Genomic DNA, 22,415 nt, shown 5'->3' with positions numbered 1-22,415 from the left:
TTTTGTCGAATGTACATAGCCAAGGAAACCGCGTAAAGATAGTTTAAAAGCGAGATGTCCAATTTCAGAAGAGGAGAGGATGTCTCGTTACGATTAAAAAATAAATGCCTAAAATTTAATATCGATAGTATCACCGATAGAAAATATTCTTCAGTGGCAGTCTAGTATGTATTTGTATTTCTGAATAAGAGAGAAGGGCTGTTTTTATCGGCTTGTTATCGAAATTGAATACACTTTTTTCGACCAAGCTAGATTCTGGGGTATGGATGCAAATACCAATGCTGGTTCAATAGCAATTGGTAACTTGAAAAATCATGAAGCGACTGGAAAACATGGTCGAGGAATTCGATATTTCCTTAAAGTAATCCATTAAATGAGCCGTTATTAAACAAGATGCGCGGGACGCAGGAACTGTCTCGCATGAGGTTTGTCAATCGAGGGTGAATGTCGGGACGCGGTTCGCGTGATTTGTGGCCGACAATAAGGGATTGGTGAGAGAGATTATGGCTGGGATAAATTATCAAACCGAATTGATCAAAATGTATTTGGCAGCGTTCATTCGAGCGCCAGAAAAGAGTGGTCTCGACTACTGGTTGCTGCAATTGGCCAACGGTAAATCGTTTGAAAACGTACTAGAAACGGTTTTTTCGCTCGATATTGTGAAGGCAATTTATCCCGAGGGTTTGACCAATGACTCTTTTGTCACGCTTATTTATGTCAATGTTTTTGGTAAATCACCTGATGTTGAAGGCCTCAAATATTGGTCAGCTGAGTTAGCGAATGGTTCTAGTCGCGGCAAGTTGGTGATGACGATGATTAATACTGGCTTGGCCACGCCCGATGGCACGCTGGGGAAAGCATATATTGTCAATCGACTCTCTGTCGCGCAGTTTGCCGTTGATCAGCAAAATGTACAAAGGGCTGATTTTTCACCTTCCTATCTGAAGAGTTTGATGGCGAGCGTGAATGCAGACCCCACTACTATTACGATCGCAAAAAATGCGATGAATTCAAGCGTTACGGGTATTGGTCTGGGCGCTCCTGTGAATGCGATTGCAGTGCCAGCAGCTGCCGATGGAATTAGCTCGAACGAAGTGAAAGCGGGAATTTCCGTTGTTGTCGATTTGAAAGGAACCAATGCCGCGGTCAATAATGTTTTGGAGTTGCTGCTCGATCGTGTTTCTTTTACCGTCCCAGTCACAAAAATCTTGACTGATGCCGATATCAAAGCGCAGAAAGTGACCTTATTAGTCCCTGCGGGTACCAATTGGGGAAATGATGGAAGCAAATTATTGAACGTTTTTGTGCGCGATACGACAGGCGTGCAAGGCCTCGCGGGTGGTGATTTGAATGTCATTTTGAATCAACTTCCGCCCGGTACACCAACGAATCCGATCTCGATCGCCGTTGCTAGTAACGGTATCAATGCGGCGGAAAAGTCCGCTGGCGTGGTGGTTAAAGTTGATCTCGCAGGAACTCAGGCATTTGCAGGTGACAAAATTGAGGTCCTCAATGGAGGTCAGGTGTTTTCGCCAACGGCTTCCGCGGTGCTGACGGAGACGGACGTCAAAGCAGGTTATGTCATGATTACGATTTCTGGCGCTGCCAATTGGGGCCTCGACGGTGAAAAAACACTGGCGGCGCGGGTTACCGACATCTCTGGCAACATCGGGGGGATCGGTGGCGCCCTGACAGTGAATTTGGATGCAACGATACCAGCAGCTTTGAGTAATCCCTTGGTCATGCCAGTATCAACTGGCGGCATCAGCCCCTCCGAAAAAGCTGGCGTAGTCGATGTGATCGTCAATTTGACGGGAACCAATACTCAGGTCGGTGATTCAGTTGAATTACTGATTGATGGCAAGCCCTTCACCAACACAACCATGCATATTCTCACCGCAAGTGAGATTACAAATAAATCTGCGACGGTAACAATCGCGCCAAATGATACAGCTTGGGGGAATACCGATGGCGACCGCATTATTACCGCGCGTTTTTTTGATGTTGCAGGGAATGTGAGTCTAGCCAGTGGAAATCTAAAAGTAACGTTGGATAGCGTGCCACCCAATTCACAAAATTCGAGTTTAACAGTGGCCGCTGCATTAAATGGCATCAGTGCGGCGGAAATTGCTGCCGGCGTCGATGTTGTAGTGAACTTGACTGGTACCAACGCTTTAGTGGGTGACCTTGTTAGCATCATGATTGATGGTGCGAATTTTAGTCCGGTCGTGAGCACGGTCTTGAAAGCGACTCAAGTTACTGCGAATTCGGCTACGATCAAAATCCCTGCCGGTGCAGTATGGGGTTTAGATGGGATCAAGACCTTGACAGCAACCGTCACTGACGCGGCGGGAAATCTTGGATTAGCTGGCGGTGCTCTCTCTCTGACAGTCGACACCAAAGCACCTAATGCACCGACGAATGCTTTGAGCGTCGCCGCTGCGACTAACGGCATTAGCCTGAGTGAGAAGACGGCAGGTGTCGCCGTCTTGGTTGATTTGACAGGAACGTCTGCCGTTGCTGGTGACAGTATTGAGATTCTGATGGGCGGCGCAGCGCTTACTCCCCAAATTTTACAAACCTTAAGCGGTACAGATATTTCTAATGGTTCAGCAACTATCATCATTCCTGGTACTGCTGCATGGGGTATCGATGGAACTAAGTTGATCTCGGCACGAGTGTTGGATATTGCTGGCAACGTGGGTGCTAGCAGTGCCTCGCTTTCAGTGACCTTGGATACCGTCGCCCCAGCAGGGCCGACGAATGCGTTAAGCGTCGCGGCGAATGCAGGAGGTGGAATAAGTTTGACTGAACGGGCAGCGGGCGTGGCGGTGGTGGTTAGCCTAGCAGGCACCACTGCAACAGCAGGTGATACGGTTGAATTGTTAGTAGGTGGAACAGCATTTACAACGCCAGTAAAGTTCACCCTTACACCGACCGAAATCACTGCGCAAAGCGTGACTTTGACGATTGGCACCAACGATGGCTGGGGTGCGGACGGCAATAAAATCCTGACAGCGCGTTTTATTGATCCAGCCGGAAATTTAGGTACAGCTGCAGGTTCAGCCACGGTCGCTTTAGATGGTAGCCCACCCGGTGCCGTTGGCAGCACCTTGACTATTCCTGCCAGTTCAAATGGCATTAATAATACCGAGAAAACGGCCGGTGTTAGTGTAAGCGTTGACTTGACTGGCACCAGCGCGGCGGCGGGCGATACACTCAATCTATTGCTGAACGGTATGGCTTTTTCAACGCCAGTCACCCAAGTACTTACGCCGGCGCAAATTACAGCAAAATTAGCGACATTGATCATTCCCAGTGGCGCAGGGTGGGGACTCGACGGCAGTAAAGTGCTGACTGCTTCGATCACTGATGCCTTAGGTAACTCTAGCCTGCCTGGTGGAGCGAATACTATCTTATTGGACACCACCGCGCCGACCGCACCAAGCAACGCGTTGGTCGTCAGTGCAGCGACGTCGGGTATTAATGCAAGCGAGCTCGCCGCCGGTGTAAATGTATTGGTTGATCTCACAGGAACGGGTGCCGTTTCTGGCGATAAGCTTGAAATTCTATTAGGCGGTGCCGCATTTACTACGCCCGCCGTTCAGACAATAGGATCAACTGACATCAGTAATGGCTTTGTAAATATCGTGGTACCCGGCGCATCTGGTTGGGGTACGGATGGCAGTAAAAATCTGACGGCCCGTGTAACAGACTTCGCGGGCAATATAGGTGTAGCTGGTAGTGTGTTGACTGTGAATGTAGATACTTCGGCGCCAACAGGGCCAACCAGTCCCTTAGTGGTTGCGGCCAATGGCGGCGGAGGTATCACTGCGGCTGAGAAAACGGCGGGAGTTAATGTTGATGTAGATTTGACGGGGACGGCGGCTGTTGCAGGAGATGTCGTTGAAATTTTGATTGCTGGAAATTCATTTACGACACCTGTGACACATACAATCACTGGTGCAGAGGTCACAGCCAAACTCGCAAGTCTCACGATTGCTTCTGCTAGTGGCTGGGGAGCTGATGGGGCTAAAACCTTAACCGCGAAAATCACCGATGCGGCTGGTAATGCTAGCTCGGCTACCGGCTCAGTTTCTGTGACGATCTTGGATACGACTCCTCCAAGCACGCCCTCTGCAGCGATGACCGTTGCGGCAGCAACAAACGGGATAAGTGCGACGGAAAAGGCAGCAGGGGTAACGGTTGCCGCCTCGCTAAGTGGGACTTCAGCTGTGGCGGGCGATACTGCCAATTTGTTTATTGATGGGGTGGCCTTCTCGACCCCAGTGAGCCATGTACTGAGCGGAGCTGAAATTACCGCGGGCACCTTTAATTTTACGGTACCAAGCAGTGCCATCTGGGGAGCCGAAGGCAGTCACACTTTAACTTATAGCGTGACAGATCTCGCTGGCAATGTTGGAACGAAGGGCGGATCAGTGACAGTGAGTTTGGATACGACCGCACCTACCGCTCCCAGCAACGCGGTGGGAGTTGCTGTGGCGGCAAGCGGCATCAATGCCGCTGAAAAGACAGCAGGTGTGGTCGCGACCGTTGATCTTGCGGGCACTGGCGCGGTGGCAAATGATAGTCTTGAAATTTTACTAGGCGGCGCTTCTTTTACTACTCCTGTATTGCATACCTTAACTGGCGCCGAAATCTTGGCAGGCAGTGCGAATGTGACGATTCCATCAGGGGCAGGTTGGGGCAGCGATGGTGTCAAGAATATCTCTGCTAGAGTCATTGATATTGCTGGGAACGCAGGGGCAATCGGCGGTAGCTTAACCACAACGCTAGAGACCAGTATGCCCGCGGCCGTGGGTTTGCCTGCATATTCTGACGCCGACACCTCTGGTACTGTAAGTGTCGGTGATACCTATATCTTTATAATTTCGGAAGCAACAAATAAAGCGATCACTTTGGCGAATTTAACGGTCACCAATGGTCATATTTTTGGTACTGGTGCGATGGCGACTTGGAGCAGTGATGGCACGCAACTGACCCTGCTACTTGGCACCGGCACCACCGTCGCAGGTGGTGACATTATCACTTTAGTCGGGGTATCGGATAGTTCGGGCAACTCGTTGAATCTGGCATTTTCGATTTAGACTTTTGCTGCAATATTTCGAACGACTCACACCCGAGCGTTTAGTCTTCTGCCATCCAAAAGAAAACGGTTGTTAAACGTTTTTCTCTTAGTTCTTTGCCGAAGTAACCAGTGGCGCAATGAACTAAGTTTGCTTTGTATAAGATCATGCGATTGAACACATTCTCGACACGCATATCTTCATACCAAGCTTGAATCGGTAAGGCTCTGACTTTCAACGCATCGACCAAATTATTATTGGGCGCCTCGACAATATTGCCGCCGATTGCCCCGTTCGGGTAACGTAGCCTGCAAAAACTGGTTCCAGAATTCGGCGGTGGATTTGGGCTCAGATAAATAACGCAGGCATAACGGCACAGACGTCTGCTATCAGTATGCGGATGTGGCGTGGTCTCACCAGCGCCAACCAGCTGCGCGACATTACAATCAAGCCGCAGCCCACCTGGTGGCTGTTCTGTCCACAGTTTGTTTTTTCCAGTCAGACGTTTCACAGTCTCTTCAATATGCGCTAATTCCTCTTGATTCAGTGCGCCATGAAAACGCATCCCTGGCCAACTCTCGGGTTGATAGGGTGAACCATATTCCCACTTTTCACGACTAAAACAACGCTCTGCGATCGCTGCCGCGTTCGGTAGCACATCATCGACAATCCAATAATTTTTGCCATGCTCTAATTTTTCGTAGGGCAGTTTTGGTGCAATTGCAGGAATAGCGGGTAAAACGACTTCTGGGCCAGGTAGAGGTAACATAAAAAAATTAAACGTGACACGAAACAGAGTTAATGGAAGGACGATCGAAAAGCGCCTGAGCAACAATTGAAAAAATTAAGGTGTTTTCTTAAACACTTTGCCGTCTTTCATAACGAACTGAACTTGTTCAAGTACCTTAACATCTTTCAATGGATCGCCTTTGACCGCGATTAAGTCGGCAGCGAAGCCCGTCTCAAGTTGTCCTAAACGTTGACTTTGATTGAGAAGATCTGCCGCACTGATTGTTGCGCTACGAATGGCTGCTAATGGGGACATTCCCGCTTCTACCATGTAGGTGAATTCTTTTGCATTGTCGCCATGCGGAAATACGCCGGCATCAGTACCAAAGGCGATTTTCACACCAGCCTTGTAGGCCCGCGCAAAAGTCGATTGAATGCGAGGACCAATTGCTGCGGCTTTAGGCTGAACCAAGGGTGAGTAGTAGTCATTGATTTTGGCTTTATCGGCAACAAATTTTCCTGCTGAAATAGTTGGTACGTACCATGCCCCTTTTTTCTTGAAGAGCTCAATCGCCTCGTCGTCCATATAGGTTCCGTGCTCGATAGAGTCGATGCCTGCACGTAAGGCTCGTTTGATCCCTTCATTTCCATGTGCATGAGCAGCAACACGAAATCCATAATCTTTTGCGGTCGCAATAATAGCTTGCAGTTCTTCATCTGAAAACTGGGTATTGTCGCCACTCGCCGCTTGGCTTAAAACACCAGCTGTTGCCGTAATTTTGATGAGATCAGCACCTTCTTGATATCGGCTACGAATCGCTTCACGCGCACTTTCTATGCCATTGATCACACCATTTTCCGGTCCAGGTTGCCCTAAGCTTGAACGCAATTTTCGATTCAGGCCATTGCTAGGATCTGCATGTCCTCCAGTCGTGGCGATAGACTTGCCTGCGGTGAACATCCGAGGTCCGATCACGTCACCGTTTTCGATTGCGCGCTTTAAGGAGATGTTCAAACCGTCTGAGGCACCGAGATCGCGTACTGTGGTGAAGCCCGCCATTAGCGTACGTTCTGCCAACTTGATAGAACGGAAAGCGAGGTCTGCAGGGTCAAGTGTGAGCGCTGCGCGAAATTGTTCAACTTGTGGCTTGGTTTCATCTGTCAAATGCACATGCATGTCGATTAAACCGGGAAGACAAGCGTAATTGCGGAGGTCGATATGGTTTTCACCCGAGACGATAGGTCCTACAGATTTGATTTGTCTATTTTCAACCGTGATACTGACATTCTCCCTCCAGATTCCAGCTTTCACATCAAGTAACTTACCGCAGTCAATTACGGTGCTTTGCGCAAAACTGGCTTGAGAAATGGATAGAGCTGCGATTGCCAATGCAATACCGCTAGTTCGCATAATCATGGATGTCTCCGGTTTGATTTTAAGTTGCGTCGATTGTAGCGACTTCGTTCGGCTTCATCTGGAAACCAAGATGCATATTTGCTTTTGTGTGGTTTTTAGACAAATTGCTAAGGGGAGGGTGAGAACGATCAATTATTTTCGATTCGATCAAATGCACACGTTGAAAAATTCAGTTTTATTAAATTTTGATCACTATAAATTATCAAATTTTTATGGAAGTCATTGAAAGTAAAGGAGTTTTCTTGCGGAAACATGTAATGCCTGCGATACTCCGGTCTGCTGAAAATTAAGTGTTGTAATTATGTTTAGATTACGTAGTTTGCTCTTGTGTGTTTGCCTTTCCATGAATGCGTTCAATGCCTTTGCTCAAGAGGTGAAGAAGGCGACTGTTAAATTGTTCTTACAAGAGAACCTTGATGCTCAAGGACGCCAAATCCCCGTCGAAGCGAAAGTCCATGAAATCATTCGCTTCTTTGAAAAGGAAACTGGCCTTACCTTTGAGCCTATTATTTTGCCTTGGAAGCGGGCGCAGGTTGAAACGCAGAATGGACACGGAATCATTTATGGTTTTTCGAAGTCTGTCGAGCGTTTGCGTCGGTTTCATTTTTCGCAGGCTGTCATTACCGAAAAAGTTTGGGCAATCACCTACGGAAAACCAAAGCCAAATTTTCAAAGTGTTGAGGATTTGCGCGGGAAAGTGATTAGCATTGGTCGCGGATTTAGCCATGGTTTAGAGTTTGATCAAGCTCGTGGCGTTGTCTTCACGGTCGAAGAAGATTCCGCTTCAATCGCTTCACGTTTCAAAAAGGTCGTCGCCAAACGAAGTGATCTTATGCTGTGGCCAGTGCGCCAGATGGAGACAAGCCGTGAAGTTGAAGACTATGTAAACAAGGTCTTGGTGGCACAAGCCAGCGATCGCGAGTTGCGAGACAAACGTTTCGACGTCTCAGATAAGCCGATGTTCTACGACACGGTGCACTTCGCCAGCGCGCAAGGGAAATTTGTTGACGTCATCGATAAAATTGATAAGGCGATCGATCGCGGCACCAAAAGTGGCGAGTTGGCTAAGGTGCTGAAAGGCTACCATTAGCTTAAGCGGTCTAACTTTGGAGGCCTGATCCAGATCTCAGACTCGGGAAAACGATGCCAATCGACCTAATCGATGGTTGCACCCACTCGATGAGAAATCAAAGTATCAAGAGCTAAGAAGGAAGCACGGTTGCGGCCTTGTTGCTTTGCTTTGTAAAGTGCAGTGTCCGCCGCATCGATCAGCGCCGTCACCTCACGATGACGACTTGGATCATAGGTACTCAAACCTATGCTTACCGTGATGTGTTTAGCTGCCTTAGATTTGAGATGGGGTAGGTTGAGTGCACTGATCGCTTGGATCAATTTCTCTGCAAACTGCATGCCATTTTCTGCAGGCATATTTGGCAGCACCATGATGAACTCTTCACCACCGTAACGGGCAATCATGTCAGATGATCTTGCAAGCTGCGACTTCAATGTATGCGCAACGGCATACAGTACCTTATCACCTGCTGGGTGGCCATAGTAGTCGTTATATTGTTTGAAGTAATCAATGTCGACCATGAAAATGGTCATCGGCAGTTTCTGCCGAATGGCTTGGCCTATCGCCATTTTGTAGTGCTCATCAAAGAAACGTCGATTGTAGAGCCCAGTCAACATATCGGTGGTCGCATCTTTTTTCAGCGTTTCCGAATGTGAACGTAACATTTTCTCGCGCTTGATCGAGGTGCTTGAATCTGTGATTTGTATCAATGCACAGCGTGAACCATCTGGTGTATTGAGCGCAGTGATCGTAATCGATTGATGAATCGGTAAATGTTCGGCGATGTCGTCATCGACTCCATAGAGTGCTAAAGGAGCACGGTGCAAGGCATTTGATAAAACAGCAGGCAAACCATATTGTAAAGTGTTGCGCAGGGCAGCCATAAAAGCGGCGCTCGGCGTTTTGCTGAAGGTTTCGGTAATCGGTTTGCCGATTGCTTGTTCTGGACTAATTCGGGCATGTTTCGCCAACCATCCGTTCCACATCAATATCGTTTCCTCGTGGTCCACCACGAAGATTCCCATATTAATGGTGTCAAAAATAGCATTCTGATAGAGTTCAACCGCACTCATTCTATAGTCCCCAAAAAGCGCTCAATCTGGATCACTAAATTTTTCAATGACATAGAGCTCAAAAGAAAGATCAAGTGTCCTTCAGAGTGTCGTTTTTCAATGGCTAAATCAATGTGTAAAAGCAAAAGATAAGGTTGATCTTCTGATTGGTTCAGTCCAGCGAATATATCTTCAACGCTAGCGATCTTATAGTTAGGAAGAGAGCTATCGAGTGAAATTGTCAGCATATCTGCCATTGCCGACAGGCAGGCATTCAGGATGATATTTCCCAGTTCACACATCGCTTCTTGTTCAAATTCAGCGATTTCTTCGATGCTCATTTGTGAGCCCATCATGTCGCGAACAATTTCGAGCGCGTGACTTTCGGTAAATAGTAACAGTGCCTGTGCTTCGAATGGACCGGAAAAATTTTGACTCACAACGCCAAATTTGCTGCTGTTGAGTTCTAGTACGCTAGCATCGGCTTCGGATGATTTCTTGATCTCGATGGAAGGAACGGATAAGCGAACCTCATCGCCAACAATCTCGCTTAAGCTGGCGGCCGCACGACCGGCGCCGACGTTAAAAACTTCGACTAAAGCATCTAAGTGGAGTTCAGATAAAGTATTCACTTGGCATCCATGAAGTAGCGCAATGCTTCAGCGATAGACTTTTCAGTGACTGGTTTCGCCACAAACAAAGCGCCCATTGACGCTGTACGCTCTTGAAAAGTTTCTTGGATATTAGCAGAGAAAATCACCAGCCGTAGACTTGGAATTTTTTGCAAAATATGCTCGGCCGCATCGGTCCCGAGAATGCCAGGCATGTTGATATCCATAGTGCAGAAATCGGGTTGGTGCTCCAGAGCTAGTACAATTCCTTCATCACCATTACTTGCCTCTAGAATTTCCCATTCAGGCTGTAAAACTTTGACGCGCGCGCGAATCACCATACGGGAGACTTTGCTGTCGTCGACGATCAAAAGCTTTTTTGCAGGTGTTTTGGTATCCATGAATGCTGTTCTCGCTGGCCAGTGTGACGGACAAAAAGTATTCTACCTGATGCCCATGATTCGGAGGCGAATTCTGCCATTTACACGTAAATTATGGCGCTAAATTTGTTATTTTTTGTTACGTAGCTTACGCCAAAGCGTTGTTCTACTGATGCCTAAGTGTTTTGCCAACATTTCTCTGTTGTTTTGAAAGTGCGCAAGCTGCTCTTCCAAAGACGGCTCTGCGGGCGCAATTTCCTCAACTTGAGTGGCTATTTTCACATCACTTTGCGCGTTTGTTGAATTTAACTCTGGGACGAGACGACCCAATAAACTAGGCGTAATGGCTTGCAATGGTGTGACCGACAATGAGAGCGCGACTCGCTCCATCGCATTGCGTAATTCACGTACGTTGCCAGGCCAAGTATAACTTTGCAGCAGTGGGCGACAATGTTCCACTTCCACTTGCAGATTGGGATGGGGGCGGCTTCCCATCGCAGCACTCGCATGTTTTAAACACCATTGGGCCAGTTCAACGATATCACTAGGACGTTCGCGTAGTGCAGGTAGTCGCAAGCGCAAGACAGCCAAACGATAAAACAGGTCAGCGCGGAAACGACCTTCCTTGATGCGTTGGTCGAGATCGCAATGGGTCGCCGAAATGATGCGTACGTCGACAGGAATAGGGCGCACACCACCGACCCTGACAACTTCGCGTTCTTCCAATACACGTAGTAAGCGCGTTTGCAAACTCAGCGGCATTTCACCAATCTCATCGAGGAAGAGGGTGCCGCGATGGGCGGCCTCGAATAAGCCTGCATGGCCCCCTCGGCGTGAGCCCGTAAATGCACCTTCTTCGTAGCCGAACAGTTCAGATTCCAGCAAGGATTCGGCGATGGCGCCGCAATTGACAGCGACAAAGGCTTGTCGTGCTCGTGCGCTTTCACGATGGATGGCTTGTGCTGCCAATTCCTTACCGGTGCCAGTTTCGCCTTGAATTAAGACGGTGGCGGGCGAGCGTGCAAATAGCATCACGTTCTGACGCACTTCCAGCATGGCATCCGATTCACCACGAAGATCTTTGATACTGTGCCGAGCACGTAATTCAAGACTCGATTGTTGACGCCCGCGTGACGCTTCTAAGCGAGTCAGGCGAGCGATCTCAATGGCATCGTCAAAGGCTTGGCGGATGGAGCCAGCCGAATACATGAAGATGCCGGTCAAGCCAGCTTCTTCGGCGAGGTCGGTAATCAGACCCGCACCGACAATCGCTTTGATGCCCATCGCTTTCAGTTCACTAATCTGCGCCTTGGCGTCTTCTTCTGTGACATAAGTGCGTTGTTCGACATCAAAACCAAAGGTCGCCTTGAAGTCAGCGAGTTCTGGCATGGTCTCTTGGTAAGTGACGATGGCAATATCCGGGCTGACTTTACGTGCGCGGGCTAAGGCCTGCATCACATCAAAGCCACTGGCCTTGGCGATCACGACCGGTACAGGTAGACGGTTCTTGAGATAGGCCCCGTTTGAGCCGGCGGCAATCACGGCGTCACAACGCTCCGTTTGCAAACGTTCTCGCAATACCTGAGCCGCTTCTTCAAAGCCAAGATGAATCGGCTCGATTTCGGCAGTGGCGTCATATTCGACCATGATGTCGCGGAAGAGGTCGAACAGGCGCGAGATCGACACTGTCCATATGATGGGTTTGTCTTGCGGGTCGCGCGATGCGGGTGGATGCTTAATCATGTTGCCGAATAAATAATCAAAGGTGGGAGCATGTTGCACAGTATGTTTCATCTGTGTTTCAAATTCAAGCGTTTTACGTTTCAAATTCGCTTAAATTGAAACGATTTTGAAACGCATTTGAAACGTATTGGTGAAATACCCAAATGTTTTACTCCAGTTAATTTTCCACTGGCATAGGTCTAAGTCCTTGATTTGTTGAGAATGTGTGCGGAAACGATGCTGCTGGCCAGCAAGTTGGCACGCGCTTTGCAATAGAGGCTGCATCCAACTAAAAAGGAACAGAACATGTCTCAATATTCCGCAGGTGCAGCCTTCCGTAAGGCGATGCAAGAAGAGTCCCCACTGCAAGTGGTCGGTGCAATCAATGCCAATCATGCTTTGTTGGCAAAACGTGCTGGTTTCAAAGCCATCTATTTGTCAGGCGGCGGCGTGGCTGCTGGTTCTTTGGGTTTGCCTGATCTTGGTATTTCTAATTTGGACGATGTGTTGACTGATGTCCGTCGTATTACCGACGTCTGCGATCTGCCATTATTGGTCGACGTGGATACAGGTTTTGGTTCATCGGCATTCAACGTCGCGCGCACAGTCAAATCCATGATTAAGTTCGGCGCGGCAGCTATGCATATTGAAGATCAAGTCGGTGCTAAGCGTTGTGGACATCGCCCAGGTAAAGAAATCGTCAGCAAACAAGAAATGGTCGATCGCGTCAAAGCCGCTGTCGATGCGCGTACGGATGACAACTTCGTCATCATGGCGCGTACCGATGCGCTGGCAGTGGAAGGTTTGGACGCTGCGATAGATCGCGCTTTAGCTTGCGTAGAAGCTGGCGCAGACATGATTTTCCCAGAAGCGATTACTGAGCTGGCGATGTATAAACAATTCGCCAGTGCAGTCAAAGTGCCTATTCTCGCCAACATCACAGAATTTGGATCGACTCCACTCTACACAGTAGAAGAGTTAGCGTCTGCTGATGTCGGTTTAGTGCTCTACCCATTGAGCGCTTTCCGCGCCATGAATAAAGCGGCAGAAAACGTCTACACCGCTATCCGTCGTGATGGCACACAAAAGAATGTGGTCGATACGATGCAAACGCGCATGGAACTCTATGAGCGCATCAACTACCACGACTTTGAACAAAAATTAGACGCCTTGTTTGCGCAACAAAAAGCGAAGTAATCGGCAAAAAATAGATTGAACAAATTTTCGGAGAAATAACATGACCACACAAGAAAACCCAACATTCAAACCAAAAAAATCCGTTGCTTTGTCTGGCGTTGCTGCCGGTAATACTGCGCTGTGCAGCGTGGGTAAAACAGGTAACGATTTGCATTATCGTGGTTACGATATTTTGGACGTGGCAGATAATTGCGAATTCGAAGAAATCGCGCATTTGTTAGTGCATGGTAAATTGCCAAACGTGGCAGAACTCGCCGCCTATAAAGCGAAACTCAAGGCATTGCGCGGCTTGCCAGCCAATTTGAAAGCGGCATTGGAAGCATTGCCTGCTTCTTCTCATCCTATGGATGTGATGCGTACTGGCGTGTCGGTCCTGGGCTGCACTTTGCCAGAGAAAGATGATCACAATGTGCCAGGCGCACGCGATATCGCTGATCGCTTGATGGCGTCGTTTGGTTCTATGCTCTTGTACTGGTACCACTTCAGCCATAACGGCAAACGTATCGATGTCGAAACCGATGATGATTCTATCGGCGGCCATTTCCTGCATCTCTTGCATGGCGAAAAACCACAAGCATCATGGGTACGTGCGATGCACACTTCCTTGATTTTGTACGCAGAACACGAGTTTAATGCTTCGACATTTACTAGCCGCGTAATTGCCGGTACAGGTTCCGATATTCATTCCGCCATCACCGGTGCGATCGGTGCTTTGCGTGGTCCAAAGCATGGTGGTGCGAACGAAGTGGCGTTTGAAATTCAAAAACGTTACGACAATCCTGACGAAGCAGAAGCTGATATCAAACGCCGCGTTGAAAACAAAGAAGTGGTGATTGGTTTTGGTCACCCTGTGTACACGGTTTCTGATCCACGTAACAAAGTCATTAAAGAAGTCGCACGTACTTTGTCGGTCGAAGCGGGTTCGACCAAGATGTATGATATCGCTGAGCGTTTAGAAACAGTGATGTGGGACATCAAGAAAATGTTCCCGAACTTGGATTGGTTCTCTGCTGTGTCTTACCACGTGATGGGTGTGCCAACCGCGATGTTCACACCATTGTTCGTCATCGCACGTACTTCGGGCTGGTCTGCACACATCATCGAACAACGTATCGATAACAAGATTATTCGTCCGAGCGCGAATTATGTGGGACCTGAGGATTTGGCGTTTGTGCCATTAAAAGATCGCAAATAATTTTGGATCATTTTTAAAACCCGTATTCGGGCGCATCGCGTTGTTGGCAATACTCGCAATATCGACATATTGCTGCGTTTGCCGCCTAGCGCTGCATCCCGACTACGGATTTTCTAAACGATCCAATGCAGCAGCCGTGATCTAGATTCTGCTGAGCTAGCAATAACAAAAAAAGGAACAACGAATGAACACACAATTCCGTAAAAATCTTCCCGGTACCTCACTGGACTATTTCGATGCGCGCGAAGCGGTTGAGGCAATTGAGGCGGGTGCTTATGCCAAACTGCCTTACACCTCACGCGTTTTGGCTGAGAACTTGGTGCGTCGTTGTGATCCGACGAGCTTGACGGACTCTTTGAAGCAGTTGATTGAGCGTAAACGTGAATTGGATTTTCCGTGGTTCCCTGCACGTGTGGTGTGCCATGATATTTTGGGTCAAACAGCCTTGGTTGATTTGGCCGGTTTGCGTGACGCGATTGCCGATCAAGGTGGCGATCCTGCGCAAGTTAATCCTGTGGTGCCGGTGCAGCTCATCGTTGATCACTCTCTCGCCGTAGAATGCGGCGGTTTCGATCCGCAGGCGTTTGAAAAGAATCGTGCGATTGAAGATCGACGCAATGAAGATCGCTTCCATTTCATTAACTGGACCAAATTAGCATTCAAAAACGTCGATGTGATCCCACCAGGCAATGGCATCATGCACCAAATTAATTTGGAGCGCATGTCACCCGTGGTACACAGTCAAAATGGCGTGGCATTTCCCGACACTTTGGTCGGTACCGATAGCCATACGCCGCACGTCGATGCACTCGGTGTCATCGCGATTGGTGTAGGTGGCTTGGAAGCCGAAAACGTCATGCTCGGCCGTGCATCGTGGATGCGTTTGCCCGACATCATCGGTGTTGAACTCAGCGGAAAACCGCAACCAGGCATCACTGCCACTGACATTGTCTTGGCGCTTACAGAATTCTTGCGCAAATCCAAAGTAGTGGGTGCCTATCTTGAATTCTACGGTACAGGCGCCGCAGCCTTGACGCTAGGCGATCGTGCGACGATTTCTAATATGGCGCCAGAGTATGGTGCAACGGCGGCGATGTTTAGTATTGATCAGCAAACCATCGATTATTTGAAATTGACAGGTCGTGAAGATGCGCAAGTCGCTTTGGTTGAAACTTACGCCAAAGTGTCAGGCTTGTGGTCTGATTCTCTGGTGACAGCCGAATACGAACGCGTCTTGCAGTTTGATTTGTCTAGCGTAGTGCGTAACATGGCTGGCCCATCGAATCCGCATGCACGTGTCGCCACTGCAGATTTGGCCGCAAAAGGTATTGCTGCCGCTTGGGATAAGGTCCCTGGGCAAATGCCTGATGGCGCAGTGATTATTGCGGCGATTACGAGCTGCACCAATACCTCCAACCCACGCAATGTGATTGCAGCAGGTTTGCTGGCACGTAATGCAAATCGCCTCGGCTTAACGCGTAAACCATGGGTCAAATCTTCTTTGGCTCCTGGCTCTAAAGCGGTAACTTTGTATTTGGAAGAAGCAGGTTTGATGCAAGATCTCGAGGCACTTGGCTTCGGTGTAGTTGCTTACGCTTGTACGTCCTGTAACGGTATGTCTGGCGCTTTGGATCCCTTGATCCAGCAAGAAATTATTGACCGCGATTTGTATGCGACCGCCGTATTGTCCGGTAACCGCAATTTCGATGGCCGTATCCATCCGTATGCGAAACAAGCGTTCTTGGCATCACCTCCCTTGGTCGTCGCTTATGCGATTGCTGGCACGATCCGTTTCGATATCGAAAAAGATGTATTGACGGTCGTCGATGGTAAAGAAATTCGCTTGAAAGATATCTGGCCTAGCGACGAAGAAATCGACGCTATCGTCAAGTCTAGCGTCAAGCCAGAGATGTTCCGCAAAGTGTATGAACCTATGTTTGCGATTTCAACCGAACAAGCGGCTAGTGTGCCACCTCTGTACGATTGGCGCGCACCTTCGACCTACATCCGTCGTCCGCCCTACTGGGAAGGTGCGTTGGCCGGCGAGCGTACCATGAAAGGCATGCGTCCTTTGGCGGTCTTGGGTGACAACATTACGACCGATCACTTGTCGCCTTCAAATGCGATCATGCTCGATAGTGCGGCTGGTGAATACTTGGCGAAAATGGGCTTACCTGAAGAAGATTTCAACTCTTACGCAACCCATCGTGGCGATCATCTGACCGCACAACGTGCGACTTTCGCTAACCCAACCTTGAAGAATGAAATGGTGCGCGACGCCGACGGCAAAATCAAAGCAGGCTCTTTAGCCCGCATTGAACCGGAAGGCAAAGTCACTCGCATGTGGGAGGCGATTGAAACCTACATGGAACGTAAACAACCATTGATCATTGTTGCCGGTGCTGATTACGGTCAAGGCTCTTCACGCGATTGGGCAGCGAAGGGAGTACGTTTGGCGGGCGTCGAAGTGATTGCGGCCGAAGGTTTTGAACGTATCCACCGCACCAACTTGATTGGCATGGGTGTATTGCCACTCGAATTTAAAGCGGGCGTGAATCGTTTGACTTTAGGATTAGATGGTACCGAAACCTATGACGTGATTGGCGAGCGGACTCCACGCGCGACTTTGACTTTAGTCATACATCGCAAAAATGGTGAACGCTTAGAGGTGCCAATGACCTGTCGTTTAGATACAGCGGAAGAAGTGTCGATTTACGAAGCTGGCGGGGTGTTGCAGCGTTTTGCGCAAGACTTTTTGGCGTCGACGAAGTCCGCTTGAACAAGTAGATGATGGTCTTTCGTGCGAAAGCAGGAATCCAGTGGCCTTGGTTGTAGAACTAAAGACGCTGGGCTTCTGCCTTCGCAGGAGCGACGGCTAACACGCTCAGCCATGTAGCTGACTCTGTACAAGAAATTGAGATAGTAAGGAAAACAATGTCCCACCCAGCCCAAATCAAAATTCCCGCTGTCTACATGCGCGGCGGCACCAGCAAAGGTGTATTTTTCCGCGTGCAGGATTTGCCAGCGGCAGCACAACAACCTGGCGCGGCGCGCGATGCCTTGTTATTGCGTGTCATCGGCAGCCCAGACCCTTACGGCAAACAAATCGACGGTATGGGCGGCGCCACTTCAAGTACCTCGAAAACAGTATTGCTGGCGAAGAGTAGCAAACCCGATCACGATGTTGATTATTTGTTTGGCCAAGTCGCCATCGATAAAGCTTTCGTCGATTGGAGCGGCAATTGCGGCAATCTTTCTGCTGCTGTCGGTTCGTGCGCGATTAGCATGGGTTTGGTCGACAATGTGCTGCAAAACGGTATTGCCATCGTACGCATCTGGCAGGCGAATATCGCCAAGACGATTATTGCGCATGTACCTATGACCAATGGCGAAGTACAAGAGACAGGCGACTTTGAACTTGATGGTGTCACCTTTCCTGCCGCTGAAGTTCAACTCGAATTTATGGATCCAGCGGCTGAAGAAGAGGGTGCTGGGGGGGCTATGTTCCCAACCGGGAATCTGGTCGACGATTTGGAAGTGCCAGGTATCGGCACTTTAAAAGCGACCATGATCAACGCCGGCATCCCAACTATTTTTGTGAACGCAGAAGAAATTGGCTATACCGGCACGGAATTGCAAGACGCGATCAATAGTGACACCGCGGCTTTAGCGAAGTTCGAAACTATTCGAGCATACGGAGCGGTGCGCATGGGTTTGATTAAACACATCGATGAAGCAGCAAAACGTCAACACACGCCGAAAGTCGCTTTTGTTGCTAAGCCTTTGGACTATGTTTCGTCGAGCGGAAAACAAGTGCATGCAAACGAAATTGATTTGTGTGTGCGTGCTTTGTCTATGGGGAAATTGCATCACGCGATGATGGGTACGGCGGCAGTTGCCATCGGCACAGCAGCTGCGATTCCTGGCACTTTAGTTAGTTTGGCGGCAGGCGGAGGAGAACGCTCTGCAGTTCGTTTCGGCCATCCATCAGGCACCTTGCGCGTTGGCGCTGAGGCGCAGTTGGTGGAAGGGGAATGGGTTGTGAAGAAGGCGAGTATGAGTCGAAGTGCACGGGTTTTGATGGAGGGGTTTGTTAGGGTGCCGGGTGATTGTTTTTGAGGTTTTTGATTTACTTGTTCGGTTGATCTGAGGTCTGTTGGTCGGGGGTGGCCCGACAGCCAGTTACCTTTTTTGTCTCGCCAAAAAAGGTAACCCAAAAAAGGCGACCGCACTAAATCGCCCTTCGGGTGCCCAATGTTGCCCAACAAAAAATGGGAAAGTGTTGCAACTCGCTACGCTCAGACATCAACACTTTCTTAATCCATTTTCTGTTGCGCACCATTGGCGATTTAGAAGCGGAACGGCAAAGCCGGCACTCAAGCTGTGTAAGATAAATTTAGTACCTAATTGCTGGCCGTTGAGCATGTATGTTTTGATTTTCTCGCATCTGGCACTGCCATTTGTGCCGGACAGAAAATGGAAAAGAAAGCTTTGCTGTCTGAGCCGAAGGCGAGTTTCTGACTCTCCCCATTTTTGTCTTGCACAATTGGGAACCCGAAGGGCAGTGGCAGCGTGATCGCCTTTTTTGGGTTACCTTTTTTGGCGAAGCAAAAAAGGTAACTGGCCGCCGGGCCACACCCGGCCAGAGAACGTTGTTGGACCGTAGAAGTTGAAAGACCCACATAGGAATCAAAACACAAACTTGATGTAGTACAAAAGGCGATTAAGCAAAACAAATAACAATCAAAGAAACGCCAAACAGAATTCAAACCAAAACGCTATAAAAACTGGAGACACCATGAACTACCAAGATTTTTATCAAGCCTCAATTCAAGATCCCGCCACTTTCTGGGATCAGCAAGCCCAACTCATCAGTTGGCACAAACCCTATACTCAAGTGCTCGATCACAGCAAACCGCCATTCGCCAAATGGTTTGTCGGTGGGGAAACCAATCTTTGTTATAACGCGATTGATCGTTGGTTGGAGACACAGTCGGATAAGGCGGCATTGATCGCCATTTCGACTGAAACCAATTCCGAGAAAACCTATAGCTTCGCTGAACTGCATGTGGAAGTGCAGCGCATGGCAGCGATGATGTTGGAACTCGGAGTCAAGAAGGGCGATAGAGTCTTAATCTATATGCCCATGATTGCCGAAGCAGCATTTGCCATGTTGGCGTGTGCTCGCATCGGTGCTGTGCATTCCGTGGTGTTCGGCGGCTTCGCCTCTAAGAGTTTAGCAACGCGTATCGATGATGCTAAACCTGTATTGGTGGTGTCTGCCGACGCCGGGATGCGCGGTGGTAAGGCAGTGCCTTACAAACCTTTGTTGGATGAAGCAATTCAACTCGCTGAATACAAGCCCGCGAAAGTGCTCTTAGTCAATCGTGGTTTGGATGCGATGAATAATGTTGCTGGGCGCGATGTGGATTACACGGCTTTGCGTGAACAACATCTCAATACCCAAGTGCCGGTCACTTGGCTTGAATCGAATGAAATGTCCTACGTGCTCTACACCTCGGGCACCACTGGCAAGCCCAAAGGTGTGCAGCGTGACGTTGGTGGTTATGCGGTGGCCTTGGCATCCTCGATGAAACATATTTTCTGCGGTAATGCAGGTGAAACTTACTTTGCCACTTCTGATATTGGCTGGGTGGTAGGGCATTCCTACATTGTTTACGGCCCCTTGATTGCTGGTATGGCGACGATTATGTACGAGGGTACGCCGATACGCCCTGATGCCGGCGTATGGTGGAGTATCGTTGAAAAATACAAAGTAACGCGCATGTTCTCAGCGCCCACTGCGGTGCGCGTGCTGAAGAAGCATCCGGTGGAATTGATGAAGAAGTATGATATTTCTTCCCTCAAAGCTTTGTACTTAGCGGGTGAACCACTCGATGAAACTACGTCAAATTGGATCGCCACTGAATTGGGTGTGCCAATTATTGATAATTACTGGCAGACTGAAACTGGTTGGCCTATCTTGTCGGTCGCACGTGGCGTTGAACACAAAGACACACGCCTCGGCAGTCCTGGTATTGCGATGTATGGCTACAACGTCACCATCATCAATGAAGGTACAGGCGCGGTTTGTGGTCCAAATGAAAAAGGTGTGGTCGCAATCAAAGGGCCTTTGCCCCCAGGTTGCATGCAAACCGTATATGGCGATGATCAACGCTTCGTGCAAACCTATTGGTCTAATTTCGCTCACGAACAGTTGTATTCCACTTTCGACTGGGGTATTCGCGATGAAGATGGTTACTACTTTATCTTGGGCCGTACCGATGATGTTATTAATGTCGCTGGACATCGTTTAGGTACGCGTGAGATTGAAGAAAGCATTTCGAGTCATCCACAAATTTCTGAAGTCGCTGTGGTTGGAGTCGAAGATAAATTGAAGGGCCAAGTCGCAGTTGCTTTTGCCATCATTAAAAACCCAGAACGTGCGGCGACACCTGAGCTTGCAAAAACTTTAGAAGCTGAAGTCATGGCCGTCGTTGATAAGCAACTCGGTGCTGTGGCGCGACCATCTCGCGTGTATTTTGTGGCTATGCTGCCGAAGACGCGATCAGGTAAGTTGTTGCGTCGTTCGATTCAGGCGGTATGTGAGGGGAGAGATGCGGGAGATTTGACGACCATTGAAGACCCGATGTCTTTGCAGCAAATTAAGGCAGCAGTATCTGCTTGAAACCATTTCATGTTCGTAAAAAAAGGACTGCAACAGCAGTCCTTTTTTATGGCCATCAGTTTAGTGCTTTTTGTTTTTTACTAAGACCTTTGCTAATTCTTGCATGGCCAAGGTATTTCCTGCCTCGCCAAAATGCCAGTCACCCGGACTCACGTTGAGAGCTTGTTCACTGCGGATGTCGAGTGCGATGAGATAAGTAGATAAAGGCGAAGACTTCAGATAGCGTAGCCAATCTGAACCATCATATTCAAAGTAAGTATTGGTCTTCGTGTTCTTGACACATTTGATTTCGCGGAAGGCCGCATCTAAGTCATTTCTATACGTGTGCAAGATATTGAAGGACGCCTTATTCTGCTGACTAATAGTCGCCAATTCTTCAAATAAACGATGAGTGATACCGATCGAATAGTCGTCTCGCGGAGAATGGTTTTTTAGGAAGGGAGAAAAATGACTGCGGCTGTTTTCTACATCTTCTTCCGTCAATAAAGTATAAGCGCGGCCTCCTTGGCGGTAGGCTTCGATTACTTCTTGTTCTTTGACGCTAGCCGTTGGGCAGCTCGCGGCTGTCGTTGCCTCACGTTGGTTCGATGGTAGACCACGTAACCAACGATTCAAATAGACTTGTTCAATCGATGGTTTCTTATCGTTGACCTTTTGGCCTAAAGCAAGCGCCAATAAATTTCTGAGCTTGATTTCGCGCGGTGCAGGCATCATGGTTTTGAGTTTTTCACCATCAAACGCGAAAGTTGGTTTGAGCTTGCCTGCTTCGGTGGTCACACTACGATCGATGAAAGTATTTTCCCAGTAATCATTCACCGGTGTGGTCCATACTACGACGGCATCGGCACGAAATTGCTCAAAGTATTTTTTCAGCCATACCAGCTGTTGGTCTTGTCCCCAGCCAGCTGAGGCAATCGAAAACACTTTGACGTTTTGCGTTGCTAATTCGTCTCGCAAGGCTTGTTGCAGTTTGATTTCTGGAATTTGATCTGCGGTTTGTGTACCTGCCTCAGTTTGCGAGTCACCCACCAATAGAACGACAAAGTCCTTGTCGCTGTATTCAATTTTTTGTCCGCGTAATCCAAGTTGATTAGTTTGTTTATCGTCTTGATTCATGACGCCACGGTACGGGCTTTGATCCCACTTCCAACCTGCTTGAGGTGAGGCTGGAAAATTCGCTAGATGTAAGGCAAGTTCAACGATGGCCAGAACGATGACGATCGTCACCAGAGATAGGGACAAGTTTTTAATCGACTTCATAGGGC

At 48.7% G+C, this 22,415-nt stretch carries 13 protein-coding genes and 1 pseudogene; 7 read left to right on the top strand and 7 right to left on the bottom strand.

What is annotated here, in order from left to right:
* Nucleotides 1-503 precede the first annotated feature (503 nt).
* Complete coding sequence (locus tag H8K36_RS05275; protein ID WP_186914747.1) at nucleotides 504-5,108, top strand: DUF4214 domain-containing protein; 4,605 nt, start codon at nucleotides 504-506, stop codon at nucleotides 5,106-5,108.
* A gap of 40 nt (nucleotides 5,109-5,148) precedes the next feature.
* Here the strand turns inward: H8K36_RS05275 and H8K36_RS05270 are convergent, their stop codons facing one another.
* Complete coding sequence (locus H8K36_RS05270) at nucleotides 5,149-5,856, bottom strand: DUF6445 family protein (RefSeq protein WP_186914748.1); 708 nt, start codon at nucleotides 5,854-5,856, stop codon at nucleotides 5,149-5,151.
* A gap of 75 nt (nucleotides 5,857-5,931) precedes the next feature.
* On the bottom strand, nucleotides 5,932-7,233 hold the full coding sequence (locus tag H8K36_RS05265; RefSeq protein ID WP_230404293.1) for a metal-dependent hydrolase family protein: 1,302 nt from the start codon (nucleotides 7,231-7,233) through the stop codon (nucleotides 5,932-5,934).
* Nucleotides 7,234-7,534: 301 nt separating this feature from the next.
* Here H8K36_RS05265 and H8K36_RS05260 point away from each other — a divergent pair, with 301 nt between their 5' ends.
* Nucleotides 7,535-8,323, top strand: a complete 789-nt coding sequence (locus H8K36_RS05260) for a substrate-binding periplasmic protein (protein WP_186914749.1) — start codon at nucleotides 7,535-7,537, stop codon at nucleotides 8,321-8,323.
* A 65-nt stretch (nucleotides 8,324-8,388) separates the two neighbouring features.
* Here H8K36_RS05260 and H8K36_RS05255 read toward each other — a convergent pair whose 3' ends face one another.
* From H8K36_RS05255 to prpR, 4 genes are all read right to left on the bottom strand, one after another.
* Nucleotides 8,389-9,378, bottom strand: a complete 990-nt coding sequence (locus H8K36_RS05255; protein WP_186914750.1) for a GGDEF domain-containing protein — start codon at nucleotides 9,376-9,378, stop codon at nucleotides 8,389-8,391.
* Nucleotides 9,375-9,989 carry a chemotaxis protein CheX gene (locus H8K36_RS05250; protein WP_186914751.1) on the bottom strand — a complete coding sequence of 205 codons (615 nt, stop codon included), beginning with the start codon at nucleotides 9,987-9,989 and terminating at the stop codon, nucleotides 9,375-9,377. The genes H8K36_RS05255 and H8K36_RS05250 overlap by 4 nt, the downstream gene beginning before the upstream one ends.
* Nucleotides 9,986-10,369: a response regulator transcription factor gene (locus H8K36_RS05245; protein ID WP_186914752.1), complete on the bottom strand. Its 384-nt coding sequence runs from the start codon at nucleotides 10,367-10,369 to the stop codon at nucleotides 9,986-9,988. The genes H8K36_RS05250 and H8K36_RS05245 overlap by 4 nt, the downstream gene beginning before the upstream one ends.
* A gap of 108 nt (nucleotides 10,370-10,477) precedes the next feature.
* On the bottom strand, nucleotides 10,478-12,091 hold the full coding sequence (prpR, locus tag H8K36_RS05240; RefSeq protein WP_186915718.1) for a propionate catabolism operon regulatory protein PrpR: 1,614 nt from the start codon (nucleotides 12,089-12,091) through the stop codon (nucleotides 10,478-10,480).
* A 285-nt stretch (nucleotides 12,092-12,376) separates the two neighbouring features.
* Here prpR and prpB point away from each other — a divergent pair, with 285 nt between their 5' ends.
* The 5 genes and pseudogenes from prpB to H8K36_RS05215 form a co-directional block, all read left to right on the top strand.
* Nucleotides 12,377-13,267 (top strand): methylisocitrate lyase, encoded by an 891-nt coding sequence (gene prpB, locus H8K36_RS05235; RefSeq protein ID WP_186914753.1) that lies wholly within the window; start codon nucleotides 12,377-12,379, stop codon nucleotides 13,265-13,267.
* A 40-nt stretch (nucleotides 13,268-13,307) separates the two neighbouring features.
* The gene (gene prpC / locus H8K36_RS05230; RefSeq protein ID WP_186914754.1) at nucleotides 13,308-14,462 is read left to right on the top strand and encodes a bifunctional 2-methylcitrate synthase/citrate synthase; all 1,155 of its coding nucleotides are present in this window, start codon (nucleotides 13,308-13,310) and stop codon (nucleotides 14,460-14,462) included.
* Nucleotides 14,463-14,646: 184 nt separating this feature from the next.
* A complete protein-coding gene (acnD, locus tag H8K36_RS05225) occupies nucleotides 14,647-17,241 on the top strand; it encodes a Fe/S-dependent 2-methylisocitrate dehydratase AcnD (protein WP_186914755.1) in 2,595 nt (864 codons plus the stop codon).
* 155 nt (nucleotides 17,242-17,396) lie between these two features.
* Complete coding sequence (prpF, locus tag H8K36_RS05220; protein WP_186914756.1) at nucleotides 17,397-18,581, top strand: 2-methylaconitate cis-trans isomerase PrpF; 1,185 nt, start codon at nucleotides 17,397-17,399, stop codon at nucleotides 18,579-18,581.
* Nucleotides 18,582-19,215: 634 nt separating this feature from the next.
* Nucleotides 19,216-21,150, top strand: a pseudogene (locus tag H8K36_RS05215) (propionate--CoA ligase); the annotation flags it as partial.
* Between the two features lie 60 nt (nucleotides 21,151-21,210).
* Here H8K36_RS05215 and H8K36_RS05210 read toward each other — a convergent pair.
* Complete coding sequence (locus H8K36_RS05210) at nucleotides 21,211-22,410, bottom strand: hypothetical protein (RefSeq protein WP_186914757.1); 1,200 nt, start codon at nucleotides 22,408-22,410, stop codon at nucleotides 21,211-21,213.
* Nucleotides 22,411-22,415 lie beyond the last annotated feature (5 nt).

The sequence above is a fragment of the Affinundibacterium nitidum genome, from assembly GCF_014284155.1.
GTDB classification, from domain to species: domain Bacteria; phylum Pseudomonadota; class Gammaproteobacteria; order Burkholderiales; family Burkholderiaceae_D; genus Undibacterium; species Undibacterium nitidum.
This window is presented reverse-complemented; position numbering and strand designations above follow the sequence as displayed.